The organism is Klebsiella sp. P1CD1 (assembly GCF_003790505.1).
GTDB classification, from domain to species: domain Bacteria; phylum Pseudomonadota; class Gammaproteobacteria; order Enterobacterales; family Enterobacteriaceae; genus Klebsiella; species Klebsiella variicola.
This window is the reverse complement of sequence record NZ_CP033631.1, coordinates 5,495,419-5,519,417: the sequence shown is the minus strand read 5'-3', so window position 1 is coordinate 5,519,417 and position 23,999 is coordinate 5,495,419. Positions and strand designations below refer to the sequence as shown.

The following is a 23,999-nucleotide window of genomic DNA, read 5'->3' as shown; positions in this document are numbered from 1 at the left end:
GTTCCTGGGGATGTACTTCCTCGCCGCCTTCCGGCAAGCCGAAATCCATAGAGGAATGGATTTGTTTAGTCGGCCTGATAAGCGAAGCGCCATCAGGCAAAAACCCGGAGATTAAGATCCCCGGGTTTTTTATTATTTCCGGTATAGCACTTTGATGATGTGGTAGCCGAACTGGGTATGCAGCGGGCCGGTTGGCTCCAGTTCCGGGCAGGAGAAGACCACTTTATCGAAGGCCGGTACCATCTGGCCCTGGCGGAACTCACCCAGATCGCCGCCGCGTTTGCCTGACGGACAAATGGAGTGTTTCTTTGCCAGCTTGCCGAAGTCGGCGCCGTTTTTGAGCTGCTCGAGCAGATCGAGCGCCAGTTTCTCTTCTTTTACCAGGATGTGCAGTGCTGCCGCGGTTTTAGCCATGATTGCGCCTTGAGTGAGTTGGGATAAATCAGGGCGCCATAGTAGCACGCGTTACCGACGATACAGCACCTTGATGATATGGTAGCCGAATTTGGTTTTCACCGGGCCATAGGGTTTAAGTAGCGGACAGCTGAAGACGGCTTGATCAAACGGGCCGACCATCGTCCCCTGCGGGAATTCGCCTAAATCACCGCCATGACGTCCGGACGGACACTTTGAGTAACGCTTCGCCAGATGATCGAAGCTGATGCCTCGTTCCAGTTTGGCGAGGATCTCATGCGCCAGTTTTTCTTCTTTGACCAGAATATGCAGGGCCGCTGCGCTTTTTGCCATTACCAGATCCTCAGGATGAATTGCGTGGCTGACACTTTACCATCAGCCGGTAAATCTCGGCCTCGCTTTCTGCTACAATCCACACCCCGTTCGAAGATTGAGCAATATTCCCATGCGTTTAAACCCTGGCCAACAACAAGCCGTCGAATTCGTTACCGGACCGTGCCTGGTGCTGGCGGGCGCCGGTTCCGGTAAGACCCGCGTTATTACGAATAAAATCGCCCACCTGATCCGCGGCTGCGGCTATCAGGCGCGCCATATCGCGGCCGTCACCTTCACCAACAAGGCCGCGCGCGAAATGAAAGAGCGCGTCGGGCAAACGCTGGGGCGCAAAGAGGCGCGCGGGCTGATGATCTCCACCTTCCACACCCTGGGCCTGGATATCATCAAACGTGAATACGCCGCGCTGGGAATGAAGTCTAACTTTTCCTTGTTCGATGATACTGACCAGGTCGCGCTGCTGAAAGAGCTCACCGAAGGGTTGATCGAAGATGACAAAGTGGTGTTGCAGCAGCTGATCTCGACGATCTCCAACTGGAAAAACGATCTGAAAACCCCGGCGCAGGCGGCGGCTGGCGCGAAAGGCGAACGGGACCGCATTTTCGCCCACTGCTATGGGCTGTACGATGCGCACATGAAGGCCTGCAACGTCCTCGATTTTGACGATCTGATCCTGTTGCCGACGCTGCTGCTGCAGCGTAATGAAGAGGTGCGCGAACGCTGGCAGAACAAAATCCGTTACCTGCTGGTGGATGAGTATCAGGATACCAACACCAGCCAGTATGAACTGGTGAAATTACTGGTGGGGCAGCGCGCGCGTTTTACCGTGGTGGGGGACGATGACCAGTCGATCTACTCGTGGCGTGGCGCGCGGCCGCAGAACCTGGTGCTGCTCAGCCAGGACTTCCCGGCGCTGCAGGTGATCAAGCTTGAACAGAACTACCGCTCCTCCGGGCGTATTCTGAAAGCTGCTAACATTTTGATCGCTAATAACCCGCACGTCTTTGAAAAGCGGCTGTTCTCAGAACTTGGCTACGGTACCGAGCTGAAAGTACTCTCCGCCAACAATGAAGATCATGAAGCGGAGCGCGTGGCCGGGGAACTGATCGCCCACCACTTTATTAATAAAACCAACTACAAAGACTACGCGATCCTTTACCGCGGCAACCACCAGTCGCGGGTCTTTGAAAAGATGCTGATGCAGAACCGCATCCCGTACAAAATCTCCGGCGGCACGTCGTTCTTCTCGCGTCCGGAAATTAAAGACCTGCTGGCCTATCTGCGCGTGCTGACCAACCCGGATGACGATAGCGCCTTCCTGCGTATCGTCAACACGCCGAAACGCGAGATCGGCCCGGCGACGCTGCAAAAGCTGGGTGAGTGGGCGATGAGCCGCAATAAAGGCTTATTCACCGCCAGTTTTGACATGGGGTTAAGCCAGACGCTGACCGGGCGCGGCTACGAATCCCTCACGCGCTTTACCCACTGGCTGCGGGAAATTCAGCAGCTGACCGAACGCGAGCCCGTTGCCGCCGTGCGCGATTTGATTCGCGGGATCGACTACGAATCCTGGCTGTATGAAACCTCGCCCAGCCCGAAAGCCGCGGAAATGCGGATGAAAAACGTCAACCAGCTGTTTACCTGGATGACCGAGATGCTGGAAGGCAGCGAAATCGATGAGCCGATGACCCTAACGCAGGTGGTCACCCGCTTTACCCTGCGGGACATGATGGAGCGCGGCGAATCGGATGAAGAGCTCGATCAGGTGCAGCTTATGACCCTCCATGCCTCAAAAGGGCTGGAGTTCCCGTATGTTTACCTGGTGGGAATGGAAGAGGGATTGCTGCCGCACCAGAGCAGCATCGATGAAGATAACGTCGATGAAGAGCGCCGGTTAGCCTACGTCGGCATCACCCGTGCGCAAAAAGAGCTGACCTTTACGCTCTGTAAGGAACGCCGACAGTATGGTGAGCTGGTGCGCCCGGAGCCAAGCCGTTTCCTGCTCGAGCTCCCGCAGGACGATCTGATATGGGAGCAGGAGCGAAAAGTTATCTCTGCGGAAGAACGTATGCATAAAGGCCAGGCCAACGTCGCGAATATTAAAGCGATGCTGGCGAAGGCGAAAAAAGGCTAACGCCTCAGGCGACAAACTGCTGCCAGGCGGCGGAGAAGGGCATTACCAGCAGCAGTGAGGGCAGCATGTTGGCGGTGGGGAAATGGCGAATACCACAAAGCCGAAAACCGGTCGCCAGCATAATGATGCCGCCGCAGGCAGTGAAATCAGCAATCATCGATGGGTTTATCAACGTCATAATAAACGTGGCGGCGAAGAACAGAATCACGAAGATGATCAGCTGAGGAATAAAAATCGTAGTGATGATGTAGCCCAGCGTAGAGGCGAAAATCGCGGCAGTGAAAAAGTCGAGTATCGACTTGGTCAGCAGAATGGTTGGGTCGCCGGTCATCCCTTCGGTTAAAGCACCGAAGATGCCGGTGCCGCTGGCGCAGAAGAGGATCAGCACGGCGATAAACTGATTCATAAAATCTTCCGCACTCACGCTGGCGCTGGCCTGCGCCGGGAAAATGCGCTCAATGGGCGTGCGTAGCGTTGTCCCGGCCCGCTCAATCCATTTTTCAATATTCAGCAGACCGCCGATAATCGTGCCGACAATAATGGCCAGGGCAATGGGTGGCAGATTATGCAATTTATTGACAAAGTGGATGCCCATGCTGATGGAGATCAGACCGGCAATTAGCGGCAAGGTTTTCTTGAAGTGTTCCGGAATAAAGCGATTCAGCGAGGCGCCGGCCAGCGCACCGACGAGAAGCGAGCCGCTACAGACAAATATACCTATTGCCATCATTTATTCTCCCTAATAAAAACAGGGCCTGAATATTCAGGCCCTGAAGTCTGTCTTTAATATTATTGAATGTTAAAGACGCGGCTGGCATTGCCCCAGGCAATTTTATCTTTCAGGCCCGCTTCAAGTTCTAACGGATCAAACCAGTCACAAGCCTGATGAATATCTTCATACGGATAATCGACAGAGAACATCACACGATCGGCGCCCATGACTTCAATGGCATTATTCAGCGAATGGGTATTAAAATGGCCGCTGGTGGTAACAATGAAGTTATTCTGCAGGTAGTGCATTAACGGTTTTTCCGCTTTACCCAGACCGCAGCCGAAACGCTGACGATAGAGGCGGTGCTGAGTACGCGGCAGCATATGAACCAGCCCTTCGCCGAGGTGGCCCAGTACCAGATTGAGGTTAGGATAACGATCGAACAAACCACTCATCATCAGACGGATAGCATGCACTGCCGTTTCCTGCGCAAAGCCCCACGCGGAGCCGATCAGGCTTTCGTAACCGGTATAGATGCCGCGCGCCGGGCCTTCCAGCGGTTCGCGAGGATGCAGGTACACCGGTACGTTCAGCTCGTTGACCTTATCCCAGAAGACCAACATCGATTCGTCATCAAGATACAGGCCATGCTCGCTATCTTTAACGTTGGTATAGCCGTTGATCAGCGCGCCTTTCATGCCTAGTTTCTTCACGGCGCGCTCCAGCTCTTCCGCCGCGGCTTCCGGGTTTTGCAAGGCCAGGGTGGCGAAAGCGCTAAATTTATCCGGATTTGGCTTCACATAATTCTCGACGATAAAATCGTTAGTATCACGAGCAAAAGAGACCGCTTTGGCTTTATCTAAAATAGATTGCGCGCCAGGTGAAGTTAGAGAAAGAATGACGTGGTCAATATGACGCTGCGCCATTTCTTCCAGCTGAATACTGCGATCCAGCAGGCGACGTTCAACGTCTTTCATATATTCTGTACCGTTACGGCCGGCTTCACCGGTTGAATCCCACAGACGGTTATTTTCAGGAGTGGAGACGTGTTCTTCTAAAGCGATTTTTCCGCGCATGATATATTCCTTGCGATATTTGTCAGTATGGCTCGATGCAATGAGAATAAAAGCTTTCTCGTATTGCCAGCAATAAACCAAACGTAATAGGGATTATCAGTAAAACTAATACAGCGGTATATTTCGCGGTTTAGATCGTAATAGATCCGCTCTGCTGAGCGGGATCGGCAAGTGCGGCGATCAGCGAACGTAGCCAGATATGCCCGGGATCGCGGTGCAGCCGCTGATGCCAGACCTGACGGATGGCGATCCTGGCGAGAGGAAAAGGTAGCGGCCAGCTGCGGCAGGGATAGCGGCGGGTGATATGCCGCGCTACCTGTTCCGGGACGACGGCAATCATATCGCTTTCGGCCACCAGCTCGCCGGTACCTAAAAAGCTCGGTAATGTCAGCGCGATCCGCCGGGGCATACTGTGCTCATCAAGCCGCTTATCCATATCGCCGTGGGCAGTCCCCTCCACGCGGATCGCCAGATGCTTTTCCTGCCGCCAGTCTTCGGCACGAAGCTGGGTTCGAATACGTGGATGATTTTCCGCCGCCAGGCAGACATACGATTGATCGAAGAGATGCTGCTGGTAGACGCTATCCGGAAGCTGCGTCAGGTAGCCGATCGCGAGATCACACTTCCCGGATTCGAGGGCGTTGAGGGTCTGCTCATCCAGATTCTGTACCGTAAAGGTGATCCCGTCCGCCGCCTGCTGCTGGAGCGCAATTTGCAGCAAAGGCAACAGCGTCATTTGACTGATATCGGTCATTCCAATCGTGAAGTTACGCTGGCTCTGCTGGGGAAGAAATTCAGGTTTGACGGCTAAATCGTTATCGGCAAGCTGGAGAAGGGTAAATACAGTCGGGGCGATCGCGTCCGCTCGCGGCGTCGGCATCATCCGCTGTCCCACCCGGACAAACAACGGGTCAGCAAAATGATCCCGTAGTTTTTTCAGCAAAAGGCTGCCGGTGGGTTGGCTGATATTCAGCGCGTCAGCCGCCGGGGAAACATTGCCTAGCCGGTAGAGCGCGGAGAAAAAGCGTAGCGATTTGAAATCCAGTTCTTCCCGCATCCGCCCTCCTGGCTGGATATTATCTTGGCGTATCGCCGCTGGTGACCCGTAGCGTCCAGTGGACGTAGCTTTGCCATTGACACTCCTGATCGACCATTTCCCGGCCAAGCGGATGTTCAGCCAGCCAGTTCTCCGGCAGCGTCAGCGTTAACTGGTCGTCGTGAGCGGCCAACTGAATGGCCGGCAACAAATCGTCGCGCCGCCGGCTGGCAAACAGGATCGCCAGTCGCAGCAGGCGACACAGATGTTCGGCCACTCGCGGCGGGACCGCATTCTGCTGATGAAGCGAAGACAGGTCGATGGCGTTGGTCTGATTCAGGAGCAGCGTGGCAATCAACTTCTTCTGCGCCGGGGTAAAGCCGGGCAGGTCGAGGTTATTGACCAGATAAGCCGCGTGCTGCGGCGCGCGCTTGAAATCCACACTCAGCCCAATTTCATGCAGCGAGCAGGCGCTGAGGAGTAAATCGCGGCTCAGCGGGTCCAGCTCCCAGCTGCCATCCAGCTGACTGAGCAGATGGCTGGCCAGACTGGCGACGCGTTGGGCCTGCTCGGTGTCGATCATAAAACGGCGCTGAATATTGCGCAGGGTGCGGCTGCGGATGTCCTGTTCGACAGAGAGATGCAGCATGCCGTACACCAGACCTTCGCGTAACGCGCCGCCTGCCAGGGTCATACACTGAATATTCAGTTCGCTGAAGATAGCGATCAGGATCGCCAGCCCGCTCGGGAACACCAGCGCCCGCTCAAGGGTTAAGCCTTCGATCTCCAGCTCTTCCAGACGTCCGCACTGGATGGCGCGCTGTTTAAGCTGCTGGAGTTTGGCGAGGGTGATGCGTTCATCCATCCCCTGCGCCATCATAATTTCCTGCAGCGCCTGAACGGTGCCGGAAGCGCCGACGCACACTTTCCATCCGTGATAGCGCAGCACATCGGCGATGGGTAATAACACCTCGCGCGCGGCCGCTTCGGCGAGATCGAAATTCTCTTTCGTCAGGCTACGGTCGGCAAAATAGCGTTCAAGCCAGGTCACACAGCCCATCGACAGACTGAACAGCGAGGTCGTTTGCGCGCCGGTGCCGGTCACCAGCTCGGTGCTGGCGCCGCCGATATCGACCACCAGACGCTGATCGGCGCCGCCGGTGGTGTGGGCGACACCCTGGTAAATCAGGCGCGCTTCTTCTTCGCCGCTGATCACCTGCACTGGCGTGCCGAGGATCTCTTGCGCTTTCGCCAGAAACTCCTCTGCATTGACGGCAAGACGTAGCGTGGCGGTGGCCACGACGCGGATTTGCGTCGGCGGAATATCCTGCAGGCGTTCGGCAAACAGGCGTAAGCACTGCCAGCCGCGCTCCATCGCTTCCGCGGAGAGCGTGTTGTCGCTATTCAGACCGGCGGCCAGACGAACCTTACGCTTAATACGGCTCAGCGTCTGGATGCTGCCCGCCACCTCGCGCACTACCAACATATGGAAACTGTTGGAACCCAAATCAATGGCGGCATACAGCGAGGTGGAGCTCATACTCTTCATCGTTCAGAAGGCTCCCTGGTTGGCGGAGCGTTTAGGCCCGGTCCACATCACTGAGCGGGTTGCCAGAGGAAGGTCGCCCTGGCTGATTCTGAATGATTGAGCGTATGGCATAGATTTCTTAACCTGAACGACGACGATTGCGCGGTGGACCGTTGCGGCGCGGGCCGTTGCCTGGGCGCGCACGGGTCAGACGCAGCGGCTTAGGCAGGTCGGTCATCAGCGCGTCCGGGTTGTACTTACTGACCGGGATCGAGTGACCAATATAGGTTTCGATTGCCGGCAGGTTCAGCGCGTACTCTTCGCAGGCGAGGCTGATAGAGTTGCCGCTGGCGCCAGCGCGGCCGGTGCGGCCGATGCGGTGAACGTAATCTTCGCAGTCGTCCGGCAGATCGTAGTTAAAGACGTGGGTCACGGCCGGAATATGTAAGCCGCGCGCAGCAACGTCAGTTGCGACCAGAATATCGAGATCGCCACGAGTAAATTCGTCGAGAATACGCAGACGCTTTTTCTGCGCCACGTCGCCGGTCAGCAGACCTACACGATGGCCGTCAGCGGCGAGATGACCCCAGATATCTTCACAACGGTGCTTGGTGTTGGCGAAGATGATGGCGCGATCGGGCCACTCTTCTTCCAGCAGCGTCTGCAGCAGGCGCATTTTTTCTTCGTTGGAAGGGTAGAACAGCTCTTCTTTAATACGGTGGCCCGTTTTCTGTTCCGGTTCCACTTCGACATATTCGGCGTTGTTCATCTGCTCGAACGCCAGTTCGCGAACGCGATAAGAAAGAGTCGCGGAGAACAGCATGTTCAGGCGCTGCGTCGCCGGCGGCATGCGGCGGAACAGCCAGCGGATATCTTTAATAAAGCCGAGATCGTACATGCGATCGGCTTCGTCCAGTACGACGACCTGAATGGCGCCGAGGTTAATGTGGTTCTGTTTCGCGTAATCGATCAGACGACCAGTGGTACCGATCAGAATATCGACACCGCTTTCCAGCACTTTCAGCTGCTTGTCGTAGCCGTCGCCGCCGTAAGCCAGACCCAGCTTCAGACCGGTGGCCTGCGCCAGCGGTTCAGCATCCGCGTGGATCTGTACCGCCAGTTCACGCGTTGGTGCCATAATTAGCGCGCGCGGTTGGTTAACCTGGCGATCGGCGATAGCCGGGTGAGAGAGAAGATAATGAAACGTTGACGTCAGGAACGCCATCGTTTTACCGGTACCGGTTTGCGCCTGCCCGGCGACATCGCGGCCTTCCAGCGTCAGCGGAAGGGCGAGGGCCTGAATGGGTGTGCAATTATGAAACCCTTTCTTTTCAAGGGCTTCAATGACTGCCGGGTGCAGGGCGAAGTCGGAAAACTTCTGTTCTGTTAAATGTGTTTTGCTCATAGTGTGGTAGAATATCAGCTAACTATTGCATTAAGAAAGCGTATCCGGTGAAATAACGTCAACCTTTCGTTGGCGGTGTACGAAATTATTCAAGGTACGTCTACGGTAACTGAACGAATCCAGGATAGCTTAGACTACTAAGCGAGTCGGGAGCGATAAATCTGCAGCATGCAGTTCGCGTTCGGGCACCCTGGCGTCAACAGGCGAGTCCATGATGGATTGCGCCAGTTGGCAGCCCAGAGAATTGAGGTATCCTGAAGAATAGCGTGCATAACGTAGCCGCAGCACGTCGTTGATGGCTACGACACCAACACACCAGGCTTATTCCTGTGGAGTTAAATATGAGCGATAAAATTATTCACCTGACTGACGACAGTTTTGACACGGACGTACTCAAGGCTGACGGGCTGACCCTCGTCGATTTCTGGGCAGAGTGGTGTGGTCCGTGCAAAATGATCGCCCCGATTCTGGATGAGATCGCTGAAGAGTATCAGGGCAAACTGACCGTAGCTAAGCTGAACATCGACCAGAACCCGGGCACCGCGCCGAAATACGGCATTCGCGGTATCCCAACCCTGCTGCTGTTCAAAAACGGCGAAGTGGCGGCCACTAAAGTTGGCGCACTGTCCAAGGGTCAGCTGAAAGAGTTCCTCGACGCCAACCTGGCGTAAGCGAATTGCTGGTCCGGCGTCCAGATTCCTATTTTTTGCGGAACTCTGGACGCCCGGCAGGAGTCGTGCTAAGTTAATCCACAGACTTCGTTTTAAACATACCTATTGTTTGAATCTTGTTTTACCCAAAGCGTCCCGCAGACGATGCGCGTGAGGCTAATAATTCCGGGCTTATCACTCATTCCGTCTTGTCGTTTCAGTTCTGCGTTCTTTCCTGTGACCAGGCAACGTACAGACACGAGATGAAGCCGCTAACAGGCATGGATGTTCCTGCCATACCATTCACAACATTAAGTTCGAGATTTACCCCGAGTTTAAGAACCCACACCACTATGAATCTTACCGAATTAAAGAATACGCCGGTTTCTGAGCTGATTACTCTCGGCGAAAATATGGGGCTGGAAAACCTGGCTCGTATGCGTAAGCAGGATATTATTTTTGCCATCCTCAAGCAGCATTCGAAGAGTGGCGAAGATATCTTTGGCGACGGCGTACTGGAGATACTGCAGGATGGATTTGGATTCCTCCGCTCCGCAGACAGCTCCTACCTCGCCGGCCCTGACGACATCTACGTATCCCCCAGCCAAATCCGCCGTTTCAACCTTCGCACTGGTGACACCATTTCCGGTAAGATTCGTCCTCCGAAAGAGGGTGAGCGTTACTTTGCACTGTTGAAAGTTAACGAAGTTAACTACGACAAGCCGGAAAACGCGCGTAACAAGATCCTGTTCGAGAACTTAACGCCGCTGCACGCGAATTCTCGCCTGCGTATGGAACGTGGTAACGGTTCTACCGAAGACTTAACCGCTCGCGTACTGGATCTGGCCTCCCCGATTGGCCGCGGCCAGCGTGGTCTGATCGTCGCGCCGCCGAAAGCCGGTAAAACGATGCTGCTGCAGAACATCGCGCAGAGCATCGCTTACAACCACCCGGACTGCGTGCTGATGGTGCTGCTGATCGACGAACGTCCGGAAGAAGTGACCGAGATGCAGCGTCTGGTGAAAGGTGAAGTGGTTGCTTCCACCTTTGACGAGCCGGCATCCCGCCACGTGCAGGTTGCCGAGATGGTTATCGAGAAAGCAAAACGTCTGGTTGAACACAAGAAAGACGTTATCATCCTGCTCGACTCCATTACTCGTCTGGCGCGAGCCTACAACACCGTGGTACCGGCTTCTGGTAAAGTCCTGACCGGTGGTGTGGACGCCAACGCCCTGCACCGTCCGAAGCGTTTCTTCGGTGCGGCACGTAACGTCGAAGAGGGCGGCAGCCTGACCATCATCGCTACGGCGCTGATTGACACCGGCTCCAAAATGGACGAAGTGATCTACGAAGAGTTTAAAGGCACCGGTAACATGGAGCTGCACCTCTCTCGTAAGATTGCCGAAAAACGCGTCTTCCCGGCTATCGATTACAACCGTTCCGGTACCCGTAAAGAAGAACTGCTCACCACTCAGGAAGAGCTGCAGAAAATGTGGATCCTGCGCAAAATTATTCATCCGATGGGTGAGATCGATGCAATGGAATTCCTCATTAACAAGCTGGCGATGACCAAGACGAATGATGACTTCTTCGATATGATGAAGCGCTCGTAAGGTAAAAAAAGCCAAAAACGCCACGCCTTTGCGTGGCGTTTTCATTTTTGGGTTTGTATGATCCAGAGACAGAGAAAGCGGGACGAAAGTTGTCGTATAATGGCGCCGGATAGCAGGCGGAGACAGCTTTAACAGACTAAAATCTATACAATAAATTTGTAATGTTCTGCTTTTCCCCTTCTGGAGTTGGGGCATCATCGCTATACTTCCCGGATTAACTATGCTGAGAGCACATGCGTTGTGAATTTACTCACTGCTATTACTGAATTAATCAGTATTTTCTTATTCACGACCCTCTTTATTTTTGTCGCGCGGAAAGTGGCAAAAAAGATCGGGTTGGTGGATAAACCAAACTATCGCAAACGGCATCAGGGGTTGATTCCGTTGGTCGGTGGTATCTCAGTTTATGCAGGCATCTGTTTTACTTTCGCCATCGCCGATTATTATATTCCTCACGCCTCGCTGTATCTGGCCTGCGCGGGGGTATTGGTGCTGGTTGGCGCGCTTGACGATCGCTTCGATATCAGCGTGAAAATTCGCGCAGTCATACAGGCTGCGATCGCCGTGATTATGATGATGGCAGGGAATCTGCATCTGAGTAGTCTCGGCTTTATTTTTGGCTCGTGGGAGCTGGTGCTGGGGCCTTTCGGCTTCTTCCTGACGCTGTTTGCCGTGTGGGCTGCCATCAATGCGTTTAACATGGTCGACGGGATCGACGGCCTGCTCGGCGGTCTGTCATCGGTCTCCTTTGCGGCGACTGGGATCATCCTCTGGTTTGATGGTCAGTACAGCCTGGCGATGTGGTGTTTCGCGATGATCGCCGCCATTCTGCCCTATATTCTTCTCAATCTTGGCGCCCTCGGCCGCCGCTATAAAGTCTTTATGGGTGACGCCGGCAGCACGATGATTGGCTTCACCATTATCTGGATCCTGCTGGAAACCACGCAAGGTAAAACACATCCCATTAGCCCGGTGACCGCGCTGTGGATTATCGCTATCCCGTTGATGGACATGGTGGCGATTATGTATCGCCGCCTGCGCAAAGGCATGAGTCCTTTCTCTCCGGACCGTCAGCATATTCATCATTTGATCATGCGCGCCGGCTTTACTTCCCGTCAGGCGTTCGTCCTGATTACCCTGGCCGCCGCCCTGCTGGCGCTGGTTGGCGTCGCGGCGGAATACACCCGCATTGTGCCGGAATGGGTGATGTTAATTCTCTTTTTGGTAGCCTTCTTCCTTTATGGCTACTGTATTAAGCGCGCCTGGAAAGTGGCGCGCCTGGTTAAGCGCATCAGACGCAGAATTCGGCGACACAGCGGCAATAATCCGAAACTAACCAAGTAAAGCTGGGGATGTGATGACTCAACCATTACCGGGAGCACAAGCAGTGAACGTTGAGAACGAGCTGGATATTCGCGGGCTGTTTCGCGCTTTATGGGCAGGAAAAGGCTGGATAGTCGGCGGCGCCGTACTCTTCGCCGCCATCGTGCTGGTATATACCTTTTTTGCTCGCCAGGAGTGGAGCGCCACGGCGATCACCGATCGGCCTACTGTCAATATGTTGGGGGGGTACTATTCCCAGCAGCAGTTCTTACGCAATCTGGACATTAAAGCCGACCTTGCCTCGGTCGATCAGCCTTCCGCCATGGATGAAGCGTATAAAGAGTTCATCATGCAGCTGGCCTCCTGGGATACCCGGCGCGATTTCTGGCTACAAACGGACTACTACAAGCAGCGTCAGTCGGGTAATGCCCGCGCGGATGCGGCGATGCTGGATGACCTGATTAACAATATCCAGTTTATGCCAGGCGATGCGGCCAAGAGCATTAACGACAGCGTCAAACTGACCGCCGAGACCGGGCAGGATGCCAATAATCTGTTGCGTCAGTATGTGGCTTTCGCCAGCCAGCGGGCGGCAGGCCATCTTAATGACGAACTCAAAGGCGCCTGGGCGGCGCGGACCGTGCAAATGAAAGCGCAGGTGAAGCGCCAGGAAGAGGTGGCCGAGGCCATCTTCAACCGTCGGACGCACAGCGTGGAGCAGGCGCTGAAGGTGGCCCAGCAGCACAATATTTCACGCAGCGAAACGGATGTTCCTGCCGATCAGTTGCCGGATTCAGAGCTATTTTTATTGGGCAGGCCGATGCTGCAGGCCAGGCTGGAAAACCTGCAGGCCGTCGGGCCGGAATATGACCTCGATTACGACCAGAACCGCGCCATGCTGAGCACGTTGAACGTCGGTCCAACGTTAGATCCGCGTTTTCAGACTTACCGGTATTTGCGGACGCCGGAAGAACCTGTAAAACGCGATAGCCCGCGCCGTGTATTTCTGATGGTGATGTGGGGGATTGTGGGTGCGCTCATCGGCGCAGGCGTGGCGTTATCACGTCGTCGTGTCCTGTGATTGCGGCCTGTGGTGAAGGGCAGATGACCTTCATCGCCTAATCGAAGAGAATCGATGTGAAAGTACTAACTGTATTTGGCACGAGGCCGGAAGCCATCAAGATGGCGCCTCTGGTCCATGCGCTGGCAAAGGATCCTCATTTTGAGGCGAAAGTATGCGTGACCGCGCAGCATCGGGAGATGCTCGATCAGGTGTTGAAACTTTTCTCTATTGTCCCGGACTACGATCTCAACATCATGAAGCCGGGGCAGGGGCTGACCGAGATCACCTGTCGCATCCTTGAGGGGCTGAAGCCGGTGCTGGAGTCGTTTAAACCCGACGTGGTGCTGGTGCATGGCGATACCACGACCACCATGGCGGCGAGCCTGGCGGCGTTTTATCAGCGGATACCGGTGGGCCACGTAGAGGCCGGCCTGCGCACTGGCGATTTAAGTTCGCCGTGGCCGGAAGAAGGCAACCGTACGTTGACCGGCCATCTGGCGACATACCATTTCGCCCCCACGGAAACCTCGCGGCAGAACCTGCTACGGGAAAATATTGCCGACAGTCGCATCACGGTCACCGGGAATACGGTCATTGACGCCCTGTTCTGGGTGCGGGATCGGGTTCTGGGTGATGAAGCGCTACGGGAGACCCTGCTGCAGCGCTATCCTTTCATTAGCCACGGTAAAAAGATGATTCTGGTTACCGGCCACCGGCGGGAAAGCTTTGGGCTCGGCTTTGAACAGATCTGCCAGGCGCTGGCGGAGATAGCCCATACCCACCCTGAGGTGCAGATTGTCTATCCGGTTCACCTGAATCCTAACGTCAGCGAGCCGGTGAATCGTATTCTCGGTCATATTGACAATGTGATGTTGATTGAACCGCAGGACTACCTGCCGTTCGTCTGGCTGATGGATCGGGCCTGGCTGATCCTGACCGATTCCGGCGGCATTCAGGAAGAGGCCCCTTCTCTCGGGAAACCGGTACTGGTCATGCGCGATATGACCGAACGTCCGGAAGCGGTGGCCGCTGGCACCGTGTGCCTGGTCGGCACCGACAGCCAGCGCATCGTGGCGGAAGTCACGCGACTGCTGCAGGATGATGCCGCATACCAGGCGATGAGCCGCGCGCATAATCCCTATGGCGATGGTGAAGCATGTCGTCGAATTTTGTCTGCACTTAAAAATAATCAGGTAACGTTATGAGTTTTTCTACCATTTCAGTGATTGGCCTTGGCTATATCGGGCTGCCAACCGCTGCCGCGTTCGCCTCCCGGCAGAAGCGGGTGGTCGGCGTTGATGTTAATCAACATGCCGTGGAGACCATTAACCGTGGAGAGATTCATATCGTGGAGCCGGATCTGGCGAGCGTGGTGAAGACCGCGGTCGAACAGGGTTATTTAAGCGCCACCACCACCCCGGTGGAGGCGGATGCCTACCTGATTGCCGTGCCGACGCCGTTTAAAGATCGCCACGAGCCGGATATGGTGTTTGTCGAGTCGGCCGCTAAATCCATTGCGCCGACGTTAAAGAAAGGGTCACTGGTGATCTTGGAGTCCACCTCGCCGGTGGGTTCGACTGAGCAGATGGCCGGCTGGCTGGCGGAGATGCGCCCGGATCTCAGCTTCCCTCAGCAGGCGGGCGACGCCGCTGACGTGAATATCGCCTACTGCCCGGAGCGGGTATTGCCCGGTCAGGTGATGGTCGAGCTGATTAAAAACGATCGCGTTATCGGCGGCATGTCGCCGGTCTGCTCGGCGCGCGCCAGCGAGCTGTATAAAATCTTCCTCGAAGGCGAATGCGTGGTGACCAACTCGCGCACCGCCGAGATGTGTAAGCTGACGGAAAACAGCTTCCGCGACGTCAACATCGCCTTTGCCAACGAACTGTCGCTGATTTGCGCCGACCAGGGCATTAACGTCTGGGAGCTGATCCGCCTGGCAAACCGCCATCCGCGCGTCAATATCCTGCAGCCGGGCCCGGGCGTCGGCGGCCACTGCATCGCCGTCGACCCGTGGTTTATCGTGGCGCAAAACCCGCAGCAGGCGCGTCTGATCCGCACCGCTCGCGAGGTCAACGACCATAAGCCGGAATGGGTTATCGAACAGGTGAAAGCGCAGGTCGCGGACTGCCTGAATGCCACCAACAAACGGGCCAGCGAACTGACGATCGCCTGTTTTGGCCTCGCTTTTAAACCGAATATTGACGACCTGCGCGAAAGCCCGGCGATGGAAATTGCCGCGCAGATTGCCCGCTGGCACAGCGGCACGACGCAGGTGGTTGAGCCCAACATTCACGCGCTGCCGAAGAAACTCGATGGACTGTGTACGCTGGCGACCCTCGATGCGGCGCTGGCCAGCGCCGATGTGCTGGTGATGCTGGTCGATCATAATGAATTTAAAGCCGTTAGCGGCGATAGCGTCACCCAGGCGTATATCATCGACACCAAAGGAGTGTGGCGGTGAGAACCATTCTGGTCACCGGCGGCGCGGGCTTTATTGGTTCGGCGGTGGTGCGGGAGATTATCCAGCACACCGCCGATCGCGTAGTGGTGGTGGATAAACTGACCTATGCCGGCAATTTAATGTCGCTGGCGCCAGTGGCGCAGGATGCGCGTTTCGCCTTTGAACAGGTGGATATCTGCGACCGCGGCGAGCTGGACCGTATTTTCCGTCAGCATCAACCCGATACGGTGATGCACCTGGCGGCAGAAAGCCACGTCGATCGTTCGATTGACGGCCCGGCGGCGTTTATCGAAACCAATATCCTAGGCACCTATACGCTACTGGAGGCGGCCCGCAGCTGGTGGAATACCCTGGCCACGGAGAAAAAATCGGCGTTCCGTTTTCACCATATCTCGACCGACGAAGTGTATGGCGATCTGCACGGCAGCGAGGATTTCTTTACCGAGACCACGCCCTATGCGCCAAGCAGCCCCTATTCGGCCTCGAAAGCCAGCAGCGACCACCTGGTGCGCGCCTGGCTGCGGACCTATGGCCTGCCGACGCTTATCACCAATTGCTCCAATAACTACGGCCCGTATCACTTCCCCGAGAAGCTGATCCCGCTGACGATCCTCAATGCGCTGGCGGGCAAGCCGCTGCCGGTGTATGGCAATGGGCAGCAGATCCGCGACTGGCTGTACGTGGAAGATCACGCCAGAGCGCTGTATCTGGTGGCGACCCGCGGCGAACCGGGCGAAACTTACAATATCGGCGGTCATAACGAACGTAAAAATATCGAGGTGGTGGAAACCATTTGTCAGTTGCTGGAAGAGCTGGCGCCGAATAAACCGCAGGGTGTGGCGCACTATCGCGATCTGATCACCTTCGTTGCCGATCGTCCGGGCCACGATCTGCGCTATGCCATTGATGCCTCGAAGATTGCCCGCGAGCTGGGCTGGACGCCGGCAGAGACCTTTACTTCCGGTATGCGTAAGACCGTGGCGTGGTATCTGGCGAACGAGAGCTGGTGGCGCCAGGTTCAGGATGGAAGCTATCAGGGCGAGCGTCTTGGGCTGCAAGGCTAATCATCTCTGGGGGGAATGATGAAAGGTATTATTCTGGCGGGCGGTTCCGGAACGCGACTGCATCCCATCACCCGCGGCGTATCGAAGCAGTTGTTGCCGATCTACGACAAGCCGATGATCTACTACCCGCTGTCGGTATTAATGCTGGCCGGGATACGTGAGATCCTGATCATCACCACGCCGGACGACCTACGTGATTTCCAGCGCCTGCTCGGCGATGGCTCAGAGTTTGGCATTGCGCTGCACTATGCCGTACAGCCGACGCCGGATGGTTTAGCCCAGGCGTTTATCATCGGCGAAGCCTTTCTTAACGGCGAACCGGCATGTCTGGTGCTAGGCGACAATATTTTCTTCGGCCAGAGCTTTAGCCCGAAGCTGCGCAGCGTGGCTGCCCGCACGGAAGGGGCGACGATTTTTGGCTATCAGGTGATGGATCCTGAGCGCTTTGGCGTGGTGGAGTTTGATGACAACTTCCGCGCGCTGTCGCTGGAAGAGAAGCCGAAGCAGCCGAAGTCGAACTGGGCGGTCACCGGTCTCTATTTCTACGATGGCAAGGTGACGGAGTATGCCAAACGGGTCAAGCCGTCCGAGCGCGGCGAGCTGGAAATCACCTCCATCAACCAGATGTACCTTGAGGATGGCGCATTGACCGTCGAGCTCCTCGGGCGCGGTTTTGCCTGGCTGGACACCGGCACGCACGATAGCCTGATCGAGGCCAGCATGTTCGTGCAGACCGTCGAGAAGCGCCAGGGCTTTAAAATCGCCTGTCTGGAAGAGATCGGCTGGCGTAACGGCTGGCTGGACGATGATGGCGTCAAACGCGCCGCGGAGCGGCTGGAAAAAACCGGCTACGGCCAATACCTGCTGGATCTGCTCCGTGCCCGTCCGCGCCAGTATTGATCCCCTGGAGTGGGAGAACCGCTTCTTTGCTGTTAACAGCGCCATCGTTCACTTTGATGAACGTGCGCCGCGGCTGACGCCTGAGGCGCTGGCGGGGTGGTCGCGGGTGCAGGCGAAGGTGGCCGCCAGCGACACCGTCCGGCTGGACGCGCTACAGCAGCTGGGTTTTCAGCTGGTGGAAGGCGAAGTCGATCTGGCGCTACCGGTGGGCAACCCTGCTGATGCGGGCGCCGACGTCGCCGTGGAAGCGGATATTGCGCCGCTGCGCGAGCTGGCGGCGCAGGCCTTTGCCATGAGCCGCTTTCGCGCGCCCTGGTACGCTGCCGATGCCAGCGGCCGCTTCTATGCCCAGTGGATTGAAAATGCGGTGCGTGGCACCTTCGATCATCAATGTCTGATTTACCGCCATCCTGAGGGGGATATCCGCGCCTTTGTCTCCCTGCGGCAGATCACTGCGACCGAAGCGCGTATCGGCCTGCTGGCCGGGCGCGGCGCCGGGGCGCAACTGATGCAGGCGGCGCAGTACTGGGCTGCCTCGCGCGGACTTTCTACACTGCGGGTGGCGACCCAGATGGGCAACACCGCCGCGCTTAAACGTTATATTCTCAGCGGTGCTAACGTGGAAAGCACCGCCTACTGGCTATACAGGTGACCCCATGATCCCATTTAACGCGCCGCCGGTGGTTGGAACCGAGCTTGATTACATGCAGTCTGCGATGAACAGCGGCAAGCTGTGCGGCGACGGCGGTTTTACGCGCCGCTGCCAGCAGTGGATGGAGCAGCGATTTGGCACGGCAAAAGCGCTGCTGACGCCTTCCTGCACGGCTTCGCTGGAGATGGCCGCGCTGCTGCTGGATATCCAGCCGGGCGACGAAGTGATTATGCCCAGCTATACCTTTGTCTCTACCGCCAACGCCTTTGTGCTGCGTGGGGCGAAAATCGTCTTCGTTGATATCCGCCGCGATACGATGAATATCGATGAAACGCTTATCGAAGCCGCCATCACCGATAAAACCCGGGCGATTGTCCCGGTGCACTATGCCGGCGTAGCCTGCGAGATGGACACCATCATGGCCATTGCCGACAAATACAACCTGTTTGTGGTGGAAGACGCCGCGCAGGGGGTGATGTCTACCTATAAGGGGCGTGCGCTGGGCACCATCGGCCATATCGGCTGCTTCAGCTTCCATGAAACCAAAAACTACACCGCCGGCGGTGAGGGCGGGGCGACGCTGATCAACGATCGCACACTGGTGGAACGCGCGGAGATCATTCGTGAAAAAGGTACCAACCGCAGCCAGTTCTTTCGCGGTCTGGTGGATAAATATACCTGGCGCGATATTGGCTCCAGCTATCTGATGTCCGACCTGCAGGCCGCCTATCTGTGGGCGCAGCTGGAAGCGGCGGAGCGGATCAACCAGCAGCGCCTGGCGCTGTGGCAGAACTATCACGATGCGCTGCTGCCGCTGGCGCGTGCGGGGCGTATCGAACTGCCGACGGTTCCGGCCGACTGTGGGCAAAATGCGCACATGTTCTACATTAAGCTGCGTGATATCGAGGATCGCAGCAGGCTGATCGCCTGGCTGAAAGAGGCGGAGATCCTCGCGGTATTCCATTATATTCCGTTGCACAGCTGCCCGGCCGGAGAACACTTCGGCGAGTTCCACGGTGAAGACCGCTACACCACCCAGGAGAGCGAGCGCCTGGTGCGCCTGCCGCTGTTTTACAATCTCTCTCTGGTGAACCAGCGGACGGTGATTAACTCGCTGCTGAGCTATTTCTCCTGATATGTCGTTAGCAAAAGCCTCACTGTGGACGGCGGCATCGACGCTGGTCAAAATCGGCGCCGGTCTGCTGGTCGTCAAGCTGCTGGCCGTCTCGTTTGGGCCGGCGGGCGTTGGCCAGGCCGGTAACTTCCGGCAGCTGGTCACCGTGCTCGGCGTGCTGGCGGGTGCCGGGATATTTAACGGCGTCACGAAGCTGGTGGCTCAGCATCACGACGATCCCCCACGTCTGAAACAGGTGGTGGGTACCTCGTCGGCTATGGTGCTTGGCTTTTCCACGCTGCTGGCGCTGGTGTTTTTACTGGCGGCGGCGCCGATAAGCCAGGGGCTGTTCGGCCATACGCACTATCAGGGGCTGGTACGCCTGGTGGCGCTGGTGCAGATGGGGATCGCCTGGGCGAACTTCCTGCTGGCGCTGATGAAAGGCTTTCGCGATGCGGCGGGTAACGCTTTCTCGCTGATTGCCGGGAGCCTGATTGGCGTCGCGGCCTATTATGCCTGTTACTACTTCGGGGGTTACCAGGGGGCGCTGTTGGGGTTGGCGTTAGTGCCGGCGCTGGTGGTGATCCCGGCGGGCATCATGCTCTGGCGGCGGGGTAATATACCGCTGAGCGCCCTGCGCCCGCGCTGGGATAACAGTCTGGCGGGACAGCTATCGAAATTTACCCTGATGGCGCTCATAACCTCGGTGACGCTGCCGGTGGCCTATGTGATGATGCGTAATCTGCTGGCGGCGCATTACGGCTGGGAGGCGGTCGGGATTTGGCAGGGGGTGAGCAGCATTTCCGATGCTTACCTGCAGTTTATTACCGCCTCGTTTAGCGTCTATCTGCTGCCGACGCTGTCGCGGCTGAGCGCCAAAACGGATATCACCCGCGAGATTGCCAAATCGCTGAAATTCGTTCTGCCGGCGGTGGCGGCGGCAAGCCTGACGGTCTGGCTACTGCGCGATTTTGCCATCTGGCTGCTGTTTTCCGATCGCTTTACCGCGATGCGTGACCTGTTCGCCTGGCAGCTGGTGGGCGACGTCTTAAAAGTCGGCGCCTATGTCTACGGCTATCTGGTGATCGCCAAAGCGTCGCTACGTTTTTATATTCTGACGGAAATCAGCCAGTTCACGCTGCTGACCGCATTCTCACACTGGCTTATTCCGGCGCACGGCGCAATTGGCGCGGCGCAGGCGTATATGGCCACGTATATTGTTTATTTCGCCCTCTGTAGTGGCGTGTTTTTACTCTGGCGTAAACGGGCATGACAGCACTGATACATGTACTGGGATCGGATATCCCGCACCATAACCAGACCGTACTGCGGTTCTTTAACGACGAACTGGCCGCCGACCCGCAGGCCCGGAAGTTTTTGGTCGTCGGTGATGAGGCCAGCGTGCGTGATGGATATCCGGCACTGGACATCACCTGCTATCCAGGAAAGAAAGCGCTGGCGCAGGCAGTGATTGCCACCGCGAAAGCCAACCGCCAGCAGCGCTTTTTCTTCCACGGCCAGTTTAATACCGGGCTGTGGCTGGCGCTGTTGAGCGGCGGCATCCGCCCGTCACAGTTTAACTGGCATATCTGGGGGGCAGATCTGTATGAAAACTCTGCCAGCCTGAAGTTTCGCCTGTTCTATCCGCTACGCCGCATGGCGCAGGGGCGAGTAGGGCGCGTTTTCGCCACCCGCGGCGATCTCAGCTGGTTCGCTAACCGCCATCCGCGTGTGCCGGGCGAGCGGCTCTACTTCCCGACCCGAATGGATCCGGCGCTGAATACCCTGGCCGATAACGCCCCGCGCGGTGATACCCTGACTATTCTGGTCGGCAACTCCGGGGATCGCAGCAATGAACATATTGCCGCGCTGAAGGCTATCCATCAGCAGTTTGGCGATACGGTGAATGTCATCGTGCCGATGGGTTATCCGGCGAATAACGACGCCTATATCAACGAGGTTCGCGAGGCGGGGGCGGCGCTGTTTAGCCGTGCGCATCTGCAGATCCTCAGCGAGAAGCTTGAATTTAATGATTATCTGGCGCTGCTGCGCCGCTGCGATCTGGGCTATTTTCTGTTTGCCCGCCAGCAGGGGATCGGCACCCTGTGTCTGCTGATTCAGGCGGGTATTCCCTGCGTGCTCAATCGCGAAAATCCGTTCTGGCAGGATATGACCGAGCAGCATGTGCCGGTGCTGTTCACCAGCGACGCGCTGGACGTCAGCGTGGTGCGTGAAGCGCAGCGTCAGCTGGCGAGCGTGGATAAATCTACTATCGCCTTCTTCCGGCCGAACTATCTGACGGGCTGGCAGCGGGCGCTACGGTTAGCGGCGGAGGGGCAGGCATGACGTTAATGCAATTTAGCGGGCTGCTGGTGGTCTGGCTGCTGTCGACCCTGTTTATCGCCACCGCCACCTGGTTTGAGTTCCGCCGGGTACGCTTCAACTTCAACGTCTTTTTCTCGTTGTTGTTTCTGCTGACCTTTTTCTTCGGCTTCCCGCTGACCAGTATTCTGGTGTTCCGCTTTGACGTCAGCGTAGCGCCGCCGGAGATTTTGCTGCAGACGCTGCTGATCGCGGTATGCTTCTACGCGATCTACTACGTGACCTATAAAACGCGGTTGCGCCCGGCCTCGCGCGAGGTTGCGCATCGCCCGCTGTTTACCATGAACCGGGTGGAAACCCATCTGGCGTGGGGCATACTGATGGGGCTGGCGCTGCTGTGCGTCGGCATCTTCTTCGCTCACAACGGCTTTCTGCTGTTTAAGCTCAACTCCTACAGCCAGATTTTTTCTGCTGAAGTGTCCGGCGTGGCGTTGAAGCGCTTCTTTTACTTCTTTATTCCGGCGATGCTGGTGGTCTATTTTCTGCGCCAGGATTATAAGGCGTGGATCTTCTTCCTCGTCAGCACCGTGGCCTTTGGTTTGCTGACCTACGCCATTGTCGGCGGGACCCGCGCCAATATCATCATCGCCTTCGCCATCTTTCTGTTCATCGGTATTATTCGCGGCTGGATCAGCTTGTGGATGCTGGCGGCGGCGGGCGTGCTGGGTATTGTCGGCATGTTCTGGCTGGCGCTGAAGCGCTACGGGATGAACGTCAGCGGCGATGAAGCGTTTTATACCTTCCTGTATCTCACGCGCGACACCTTCTCACCGTGGGAAAACCTGGCGCTGCTGCTGCAGAACTACGACAAGATCGATTTCCAGGGGCTGGCGCCGATGATCCGCGATTTCTACGTCTTCATCCCCAGCTGGATGTGGCACGGTCGTCCGACGATGGTGCTCAATACCGCCAACTACTTCACCTGGGAGGTGTTAAACAATCATTCGGGGCTGGCGATTTCGCCGACGCTGATTGGCTCGCTGGTGGTGATGGGCGGCGTCTGGTTTGTGCCACTGGGCGCTGTGGCGGTAGGGTTGATTATTAAATGGTTCGACTGGCTGTATGAGCTGGGCAACCGGGAGAGCAATCGTTACAAAGCGGCTATCCTGCACAGTTTCTGTTTCGGCGCTATCTTCAACATGATAGTGCTGGCGCGCGAGGGTCTGGATTCGTTCGGCTCCCGCGTGGTGTTTTTCCTCGTGATCTTTGGTATCTGCTTGCTGGCGGCGAAATTGCTGTACTGGTTCCTGGATAGCGTGGGACTGATTCATAAGCGCGTAAAACCGCTTTCGCAACCGCAAGTCTGAGAAGGATAGACATGACTGGGACCATTTCCGCGCCGTTGTACCTGTTAAGAGGGCTGCAGCTCATAGGCTGGCGCGATATGCAGCACGCTCTGGATTATTTGTATGCCGACGGCGCGCTCCGGGAGGGGACGCTGGTGGCCATTAATGCTGAGAAAATGCTGGCCGTAGAAGATAACCCGGAGGTACGGGCGCTGATTGAGGCTGCGGAGTTTAAATATGCGGATGGCATCAGCGTGGTGCGTTCGCTGCGCAAAAAATACCCGCAGGCCCAGGTATCCCGCGTCGCCGGGGCCGATCTCTGGGAAGCGTTAATGCAGCGCGCTGGCGCTGAAGGGACACCGGTGTTTTTGGTTGGTGGTAAACCTGAGGTCCTGACGCAAACGGAGTCCAGGCTGCGTCAGCGCTGGCAGGTGAACATCGTCGGCAGCCAGGACGGTTATTTTACCCCTGAGCAGCGCCAGGCATTGTTCGAACGCATTCGCGACAGCGGGGCGAAAATCGTCACCGTCGCGATGGGGTCGCCGCGCCAGGAGATCTTCATGCGCGACTGCCGGCGCCTGCATCCGCACGCGCTGTATATGGGCGTCGGCGGCACTTACGATGTCTTCACTGGGCACGTCCATCGGGCGCCGAAGTTCTGGCAGGATCTGGGGCTGGAGTGGTTCTATCGCCTGCTTTTGCAGCCGAGCCGCATCAAGAGACAGTTCCGTCTGCTGCGCTATTTACGTTGGCATTATACCGGCAAGCTCTGATATTCCACTGCAACCAGGCGAGTTTGCATACATATTCTGTGTAATCTCTTCACTCGCCTGATACTTTATTTGCCATT

At 56.7% G+C, this 23,999-nt stretch carries 23 protein-coding genes; 16 read left to right on the top strand and 7 right to left on the bottom strand.

The window, feature by feature from the left end:
• Nucleotides 1–132: 132 nt before the first annotated feature.
• Both ppiC (DTA24_RS27255) and ppiC (DTA24_RS27250) read right to left on the bottom strand, forming a co-directional pair.
• Complete coding sequence (gene ppiC, locus DTA24_RS27255) at nt 133–414, bottom strand: peptidylprolyl isomerase PpiC (RefSeq protein WP_002883180.1); 282 nt, start codon at nt 412–414, stop codon at nt 133–135.
• 51 nt (nt 415–465) lie between these two features.
• Nucleotides 466–747 carry a peptidylprolyl isomerase PpiC gene (gene ppiC, locus DTA24_RS27250; protein ID WP_008807974.1) on the bottom strand — a complete coding sequence of 94 codons (282 nt, stop codon included), beginning with the start codon at nt 745–747 and terminating at the stop codon, nt 466–468.
• A 112-nt stretch (nt 748–859) separates the two neighbouring features.
• Here ppiC (DTA24_RS27250) and rep point away from each other — a divergent pair, with 112 nt between their 5' ends.
• Nucleotides 860–2,881 carry a DNA helicase Rep gene (rep, locus tag DTA24_RS27245; protein ID WP_012543251.1) on the top strand — a complete coding sequence of 674 codons (2,022 nt, stop codon included), beginning with the start codon at nt 860–862 and terminating at the stop codon, nt 2,879–2,881.
• A gap of 4 nt (nt 2,882–2,885) precedes the next feature.
• Here the strand turns inward: rep and DTA24_RS27240 are convergent, their stop codons facing one another.
• From DTA24_RS27240 to rhlB, 5 genes are all read right to left on the bottom strand, one after another.
• Nucleotides 2,886–3,608: a DUF554 domain-containing protein gene (locus DTA24_RS27240; RefSeq protein ID WP_032732167.1), complete on the bottom strand. Its 723-nt coding sequence runs from the start codon at nt 3,606–3,608 to the stop codon at nt 2,886–2,888.
• 62 nt (nt 3,609–3,670) lie between these two features.
• Nucleotides 3,671–4,669 (bottom strand): amidohydrolase family protein, encoded by a 999-nt coding sequence (locus DTA24_RS27235; RefSeq protein ID WP_008807971.1) that lies wholly within the window; start codon nt 4,667–4,669, stop codon nt 3,671–3,673.
• A 130-nt stretch (nt 4,670–4,799) separates the two neighbouring features.
• Complete coding sequence (locus DTA24_RS27230) at nt 4,800–5,726, bottom strand: LysR family transcriptional regulator (protein ID WP_032736939.1); 927 nt, start codon at nt 5,724–5,726, stop codon at nt 4,800–4,802.
• Between the two features lie 19 nt (nt 5,727–5,745).
• Nucleotides 5,746–7,254 carry a guanosine-5'-triphosphate,3'-diphosphate diphosphatase gene (gene gppA / locus DTA24_RS27225; protein ID WP_012969202.1) on the bottom strand — a complete coding sequence of 503 codons (1,509 nt, stop codon included), beginning with the start codon at nt 7,252–7,254 and terminating at the stop codon, nt 5,746–5,748.
• A gap of 118 nt (nt 7,255–7,372) precedes the next feature.
• A complete protein-coding gene (gene rhlB / locus DTA24_RS27215; RefSeq protein ID WP_008807968.1) occupies nt 7,373–8,638 on the bottom strand; it encodes an ATP-dependent RNA helicase RhlB in 1,266 nt (421 codons plus the stop codon).
• A 341-nt stretch (nt 8,639–8,979) separates the two neighbouring features.
• On the opposite strand from rhlB, the gene trxA reads away from it, so the two are divergent.
• The 15 genes from trxA (at nt 8,980) to wecG (ending at nt 23,922) form a co-directional block, all read left to right on the top strand.
• Nucleotides 8,980–9,309 (top strand): thioredoxin TrxA, encoded by a 330-nt coding sequence (gene trxA, locus DTA24_RS27210; protein WP_002883224.1) that lies wholly within the window; start codon nt 8,980–8,982, stop codon nt 9,307–9,309.
• Between the two features lie 144 nt (nt 9,310–9,453).
• On the top strand, nt 9,454–9,555 hold the full coding sequence (locus tag DTA24_RS29145; RefSeq protein ID WP_049245627.1) for a rho operon leader peptide: 102 nt from the start codon (nt 9,454–9,456) through the stop codon (nt 9,553–9,555).
• A gap of 86 nt (nt 9,556–9,641) precedes the next feature.
• Nucleotides 9,642–10,901 (top strand): transcription termination factor Rho, encoded by a 1,260-nt coding sequence (gene rho, locus DTA24_RS27200; protein ID WP_002883293.1) that lies wholly within the window; start codon nt 9,642–9,644, stop codon nt 10,899–10,901.
• Nucleotides 10,902–11,141: 240 nt separating this feature from the next.
• The gene (wecA, locus tag DTA24_RS27195) at nt 11,142–12,245 is read left to right on the top strand and encodes a UDP-N-acetylglucosamine--undecaprenyl-phosphate N-acetylglucosaminephosphotransferase (RefSeq protein WP_004886849.1); all 1,104 of its coding nucleotides are present in this window, start codon (nt 11,142–11,144) and stop codon (nt 12,243–12,245) included.
• Between the two features lie 13 nt (nt 12,246–12,258).
• Complete coding sequence (gene wzzE, locus DTA24_RS27190) at nt 12,259–13,305, top strand: ECA polysaccharide chain length modulation protein (protein WP_002883296.1); 1,047 nt, start codon at nt 12,259–12,261, stop codon at nt 13,303–13,305.
• 56 nt (nt 13,306–13,361) lie between these two features.
• Nucleotides 13,362–14,492 carry a non-hydrolyzing UDP-N-acetylglucosamine 2-epimerase gene (wecB, locus tag DTA24_RS27185; RefSeq protein WP_008807966.1) on the top strand — a complete coding sequence of 377 codons (1,131 nt, stop codon included), beginning with the start codon at nt 13,362–13,364 and terminating at the stop codon, nt 14,490–14,492.
• A complete protein-coding gene (wecC, locus tag DTA24_RS27180) occupies nt 14,489–15,751 on the top strand; it encodes a UDP-N-acetyl-D-mannosamine dehydrogenase (protein ID WP_008807965.1) in 1,263 nt (420 codons plus the stop codon). The genes wecB and wecC overlap by 4 nt, the downstream gene beginning before the upstream one ends.
• Complete coding sequence (gene rffG / locus DTA24_RS27175) at nt 15,748–16,815, top strand: dTDP-glucose 4,6-dehydratase (protein ID WP_123837149.1); 1,068 nt, start codon at nt 15,748–15,750, stop codon at nt 16,813–16,815. Before wecC ends, rffG begins: the two co-directional genes overlap by 4 nt.
• 18 nt (nt 16,816–16,833) lie before the next feature.
• Nucleotides 16,834–17,715: a glucose-1-phosphate thymidylyltransferase RfbA gene (gene rfbA, locus DTA24_RS27170; RefSeq protein ID WP_123837196.1), complete on the top strand. Its 882-nt coding sequence runs from the start codon at nt 16,834–16,836 to the stop codon at nt 17,713–17,715.
• A complete protein-coding gene (gene rffC / locus DTA24_RS27165) occupies nt 17,693–18,367 on the top strand; it encodes a dTDP-4-amino-4,6-dideoxy-D-galactose acyltransferase (RefSeq protein ID WP_032732160.1) in 675 nt (224 codons plus the stop codon). The genes rfbA and rffC overlap by 23 nt, the downstream gene beginning before the upstream one ends.
• A gap of 4 nt (nt 18,368–18,371) precedes the next feature.
• Nucleotides 18,372–19,502 (top strand): dTDP-4-amino-4,6-dideoxygalactose transaminase, encoded by a 1,131-nt coding sequence (rffA, locus tag DTA24_RS27160; RefSeq protein WP_012543244.1) that lies wholly within the window; start codon nt 18,372–18,374, stop codon nt 19,500–19,502.
• 1 nt (nt 19,503) lies between these two features.
• A complete protein-coding gene (gene wzxE, locus DTA24_RS27155) occupies nt 19,504–20,754 on the top strand; it encodes a lipid III flippase WzxE (RefSeq protein WP_008807961.1) in 1,251 nt (416 codons plus the stop codon).
• Complete coding sequence (locus DTA24_RS27150) at nt 20,751–21,827, top strand: TDP-N-acetylfucosamine:lipid II N-acetylfucosaminyltransferase (RefSeq protein WP_123837148.1); 1,077 nt, start codon at nt 20,751–20,753, stop codon at nt 21,825–21,827. The genes wzxE and DTA24_RS27150 overlap by 4 nt, the downstream gene beginning before the upstream one ends.
• Entirely contained in the window at nt 21,824–23,170 is a 1,347-nt protein-coding gene (gene wzyE / locus DTA24_RS27145; RefSeq protein ID WP_004886822.1) for an ECA oligosaccharide polymerase, read from the top strand. Before DTA24_RS27150 ends, wzyE begins: the two co-directional genes overlap by 4 nt.
• Nucleotides 23,171–23,181: 11 nt before the next feature.
• Nucleotides 23,182–23,922 (top strand): lipopolysaccharide N-acetylmannosaminouronosyltransferase, encoded by a 741-nt coding sequence (gene wecG, locus DTA24_RS27140; RefSeq protein ID WP_094284780.1) that lies wholly within the window; start codon nt 23,182–23,184, stop codon nt 23,920–23,922.
• The last annotated feature ends 77 nt before the right edge of the window (nt 23,923–23,999 follow it).

Coding starts and splice junctions, on each gene's coding strand:
- wzxE (WP_008807961.1), top strand. CDS start 19,504: ATGTCGTTAGCAAAAGCCTCACTGTGGACGGCGGCATCGACGCTGGTC.
- gppA (WP_012969202.1), bottom strand. CDS start 7,254: ATGAAGAGTATGAGCTCCACCTCGCTGTATGCCGCCATTGATTTGGGT.
- rho (WP_002883293.1), top strand. CDS start 9,642: ATGAATCTTACCGAATTAAAGAATACGCCGGTTTCTGAGCTGATTACT.
- rep (WP_012543251.1), top strand. CDS start 860: ATGCGTTTAAACCCTGGCCAACAACAAGCCGTCGAATTCGTTACCGGA.
- DTA24_RS27240 (WP_032732167.1), bottom strand. CDS start 3,608: ATGGCAATAGGTATATTTGTCTGTAGCGGCTCGCTTCTCGTCGGTGCG.
- rhlB (WP_008807968.1), bottom strand. CDS start 8,638: ATGAGCAAAACACATTTAACAGAACAGAAGTTTTCCGACTTCGCCCTG.
- wecC (WP_008807965.1), top strand. CDS start 14,489: ATGAGTTTTTCTACCATTTCAGTGATTGGCCTTGGCTATATCGGGCTG.
- wzzE (WP_002883296.1), top strand. CDS start 12,259: ATGACTCAACCATTACCGGGAGCACAAGCAGTGAACGTTGAGAACGAG.
- DTA24_RS27235 (WP_008807971.1), bottom strand. CDS start 4,669: ATGCGCGGAAAAATCGCTTTAGAAGAACACGTCTCCACTCCTGAAAAT.
- ppiC (WP_002883180.1), bottom strand. CDS start 414: ATGGCTAAAACCGCGGCAGCACTGCACATCCTGGTAAAAGAAGAGAAA.
- wzyE (WP_004886822.1), top strand. CDS start 21,824: ATGACGTTAATGCAATTTAGCGGGCTGCTGGTGGTCTGGCTGCTGTCG.
- trxA (WP_002883224.1), top strand. CDS start 8,980: ATGAGCGATAAAATTATTCACCTGACTGACGACAGTTTTGACACGGAC.
- rfbA (WP_123837196.1), top strand. CDS start 16,834: ATGAAAGGTATTATTCTGGCGGGCGGTTCCGGAACGCGACTGCATCCC.
- DTA24_RS29145 (WP_049245627.1), top strand. CDS start 9,454: ATGCGCGTGAGGCTAATAATTCCGGGCTTATCACTCATTCCGTCTTGT.
- DTA24_RS27150 (WP_123837148.1), top strand. CDS start 20,751: ATGACAGCACTGATACATGTACTGGGATCGGATATCCCGCACCATAAC.
- rffA (WP_012543244.1), top strand. CDS start 18,372: ATGATCCCATTTAACGCGCCGCCGGTGGTTGGAACCGAGCTTGATTAC.
- DTA24_RS27230 (WP_032736939.1), bottom strand. CDS start 5,726: ATGCGGGAAGAACTGGATTTCAAATCGCTACGCTTTTTCTCCGCGCTC.
- ppiC (WP_008807974.1), bottom strand. CDS start 747: ATGGCAAAAAGCGCAGCGGCCCTGCATATTCTGGTCAAAGAAGAAAAA.
- wecG (WP_094284780.1), top strand. CDS start 23,182: ATGACTGGGACCATTTCCGCGCCGTTGTACCTGTTAAGAGGGCTGCAG.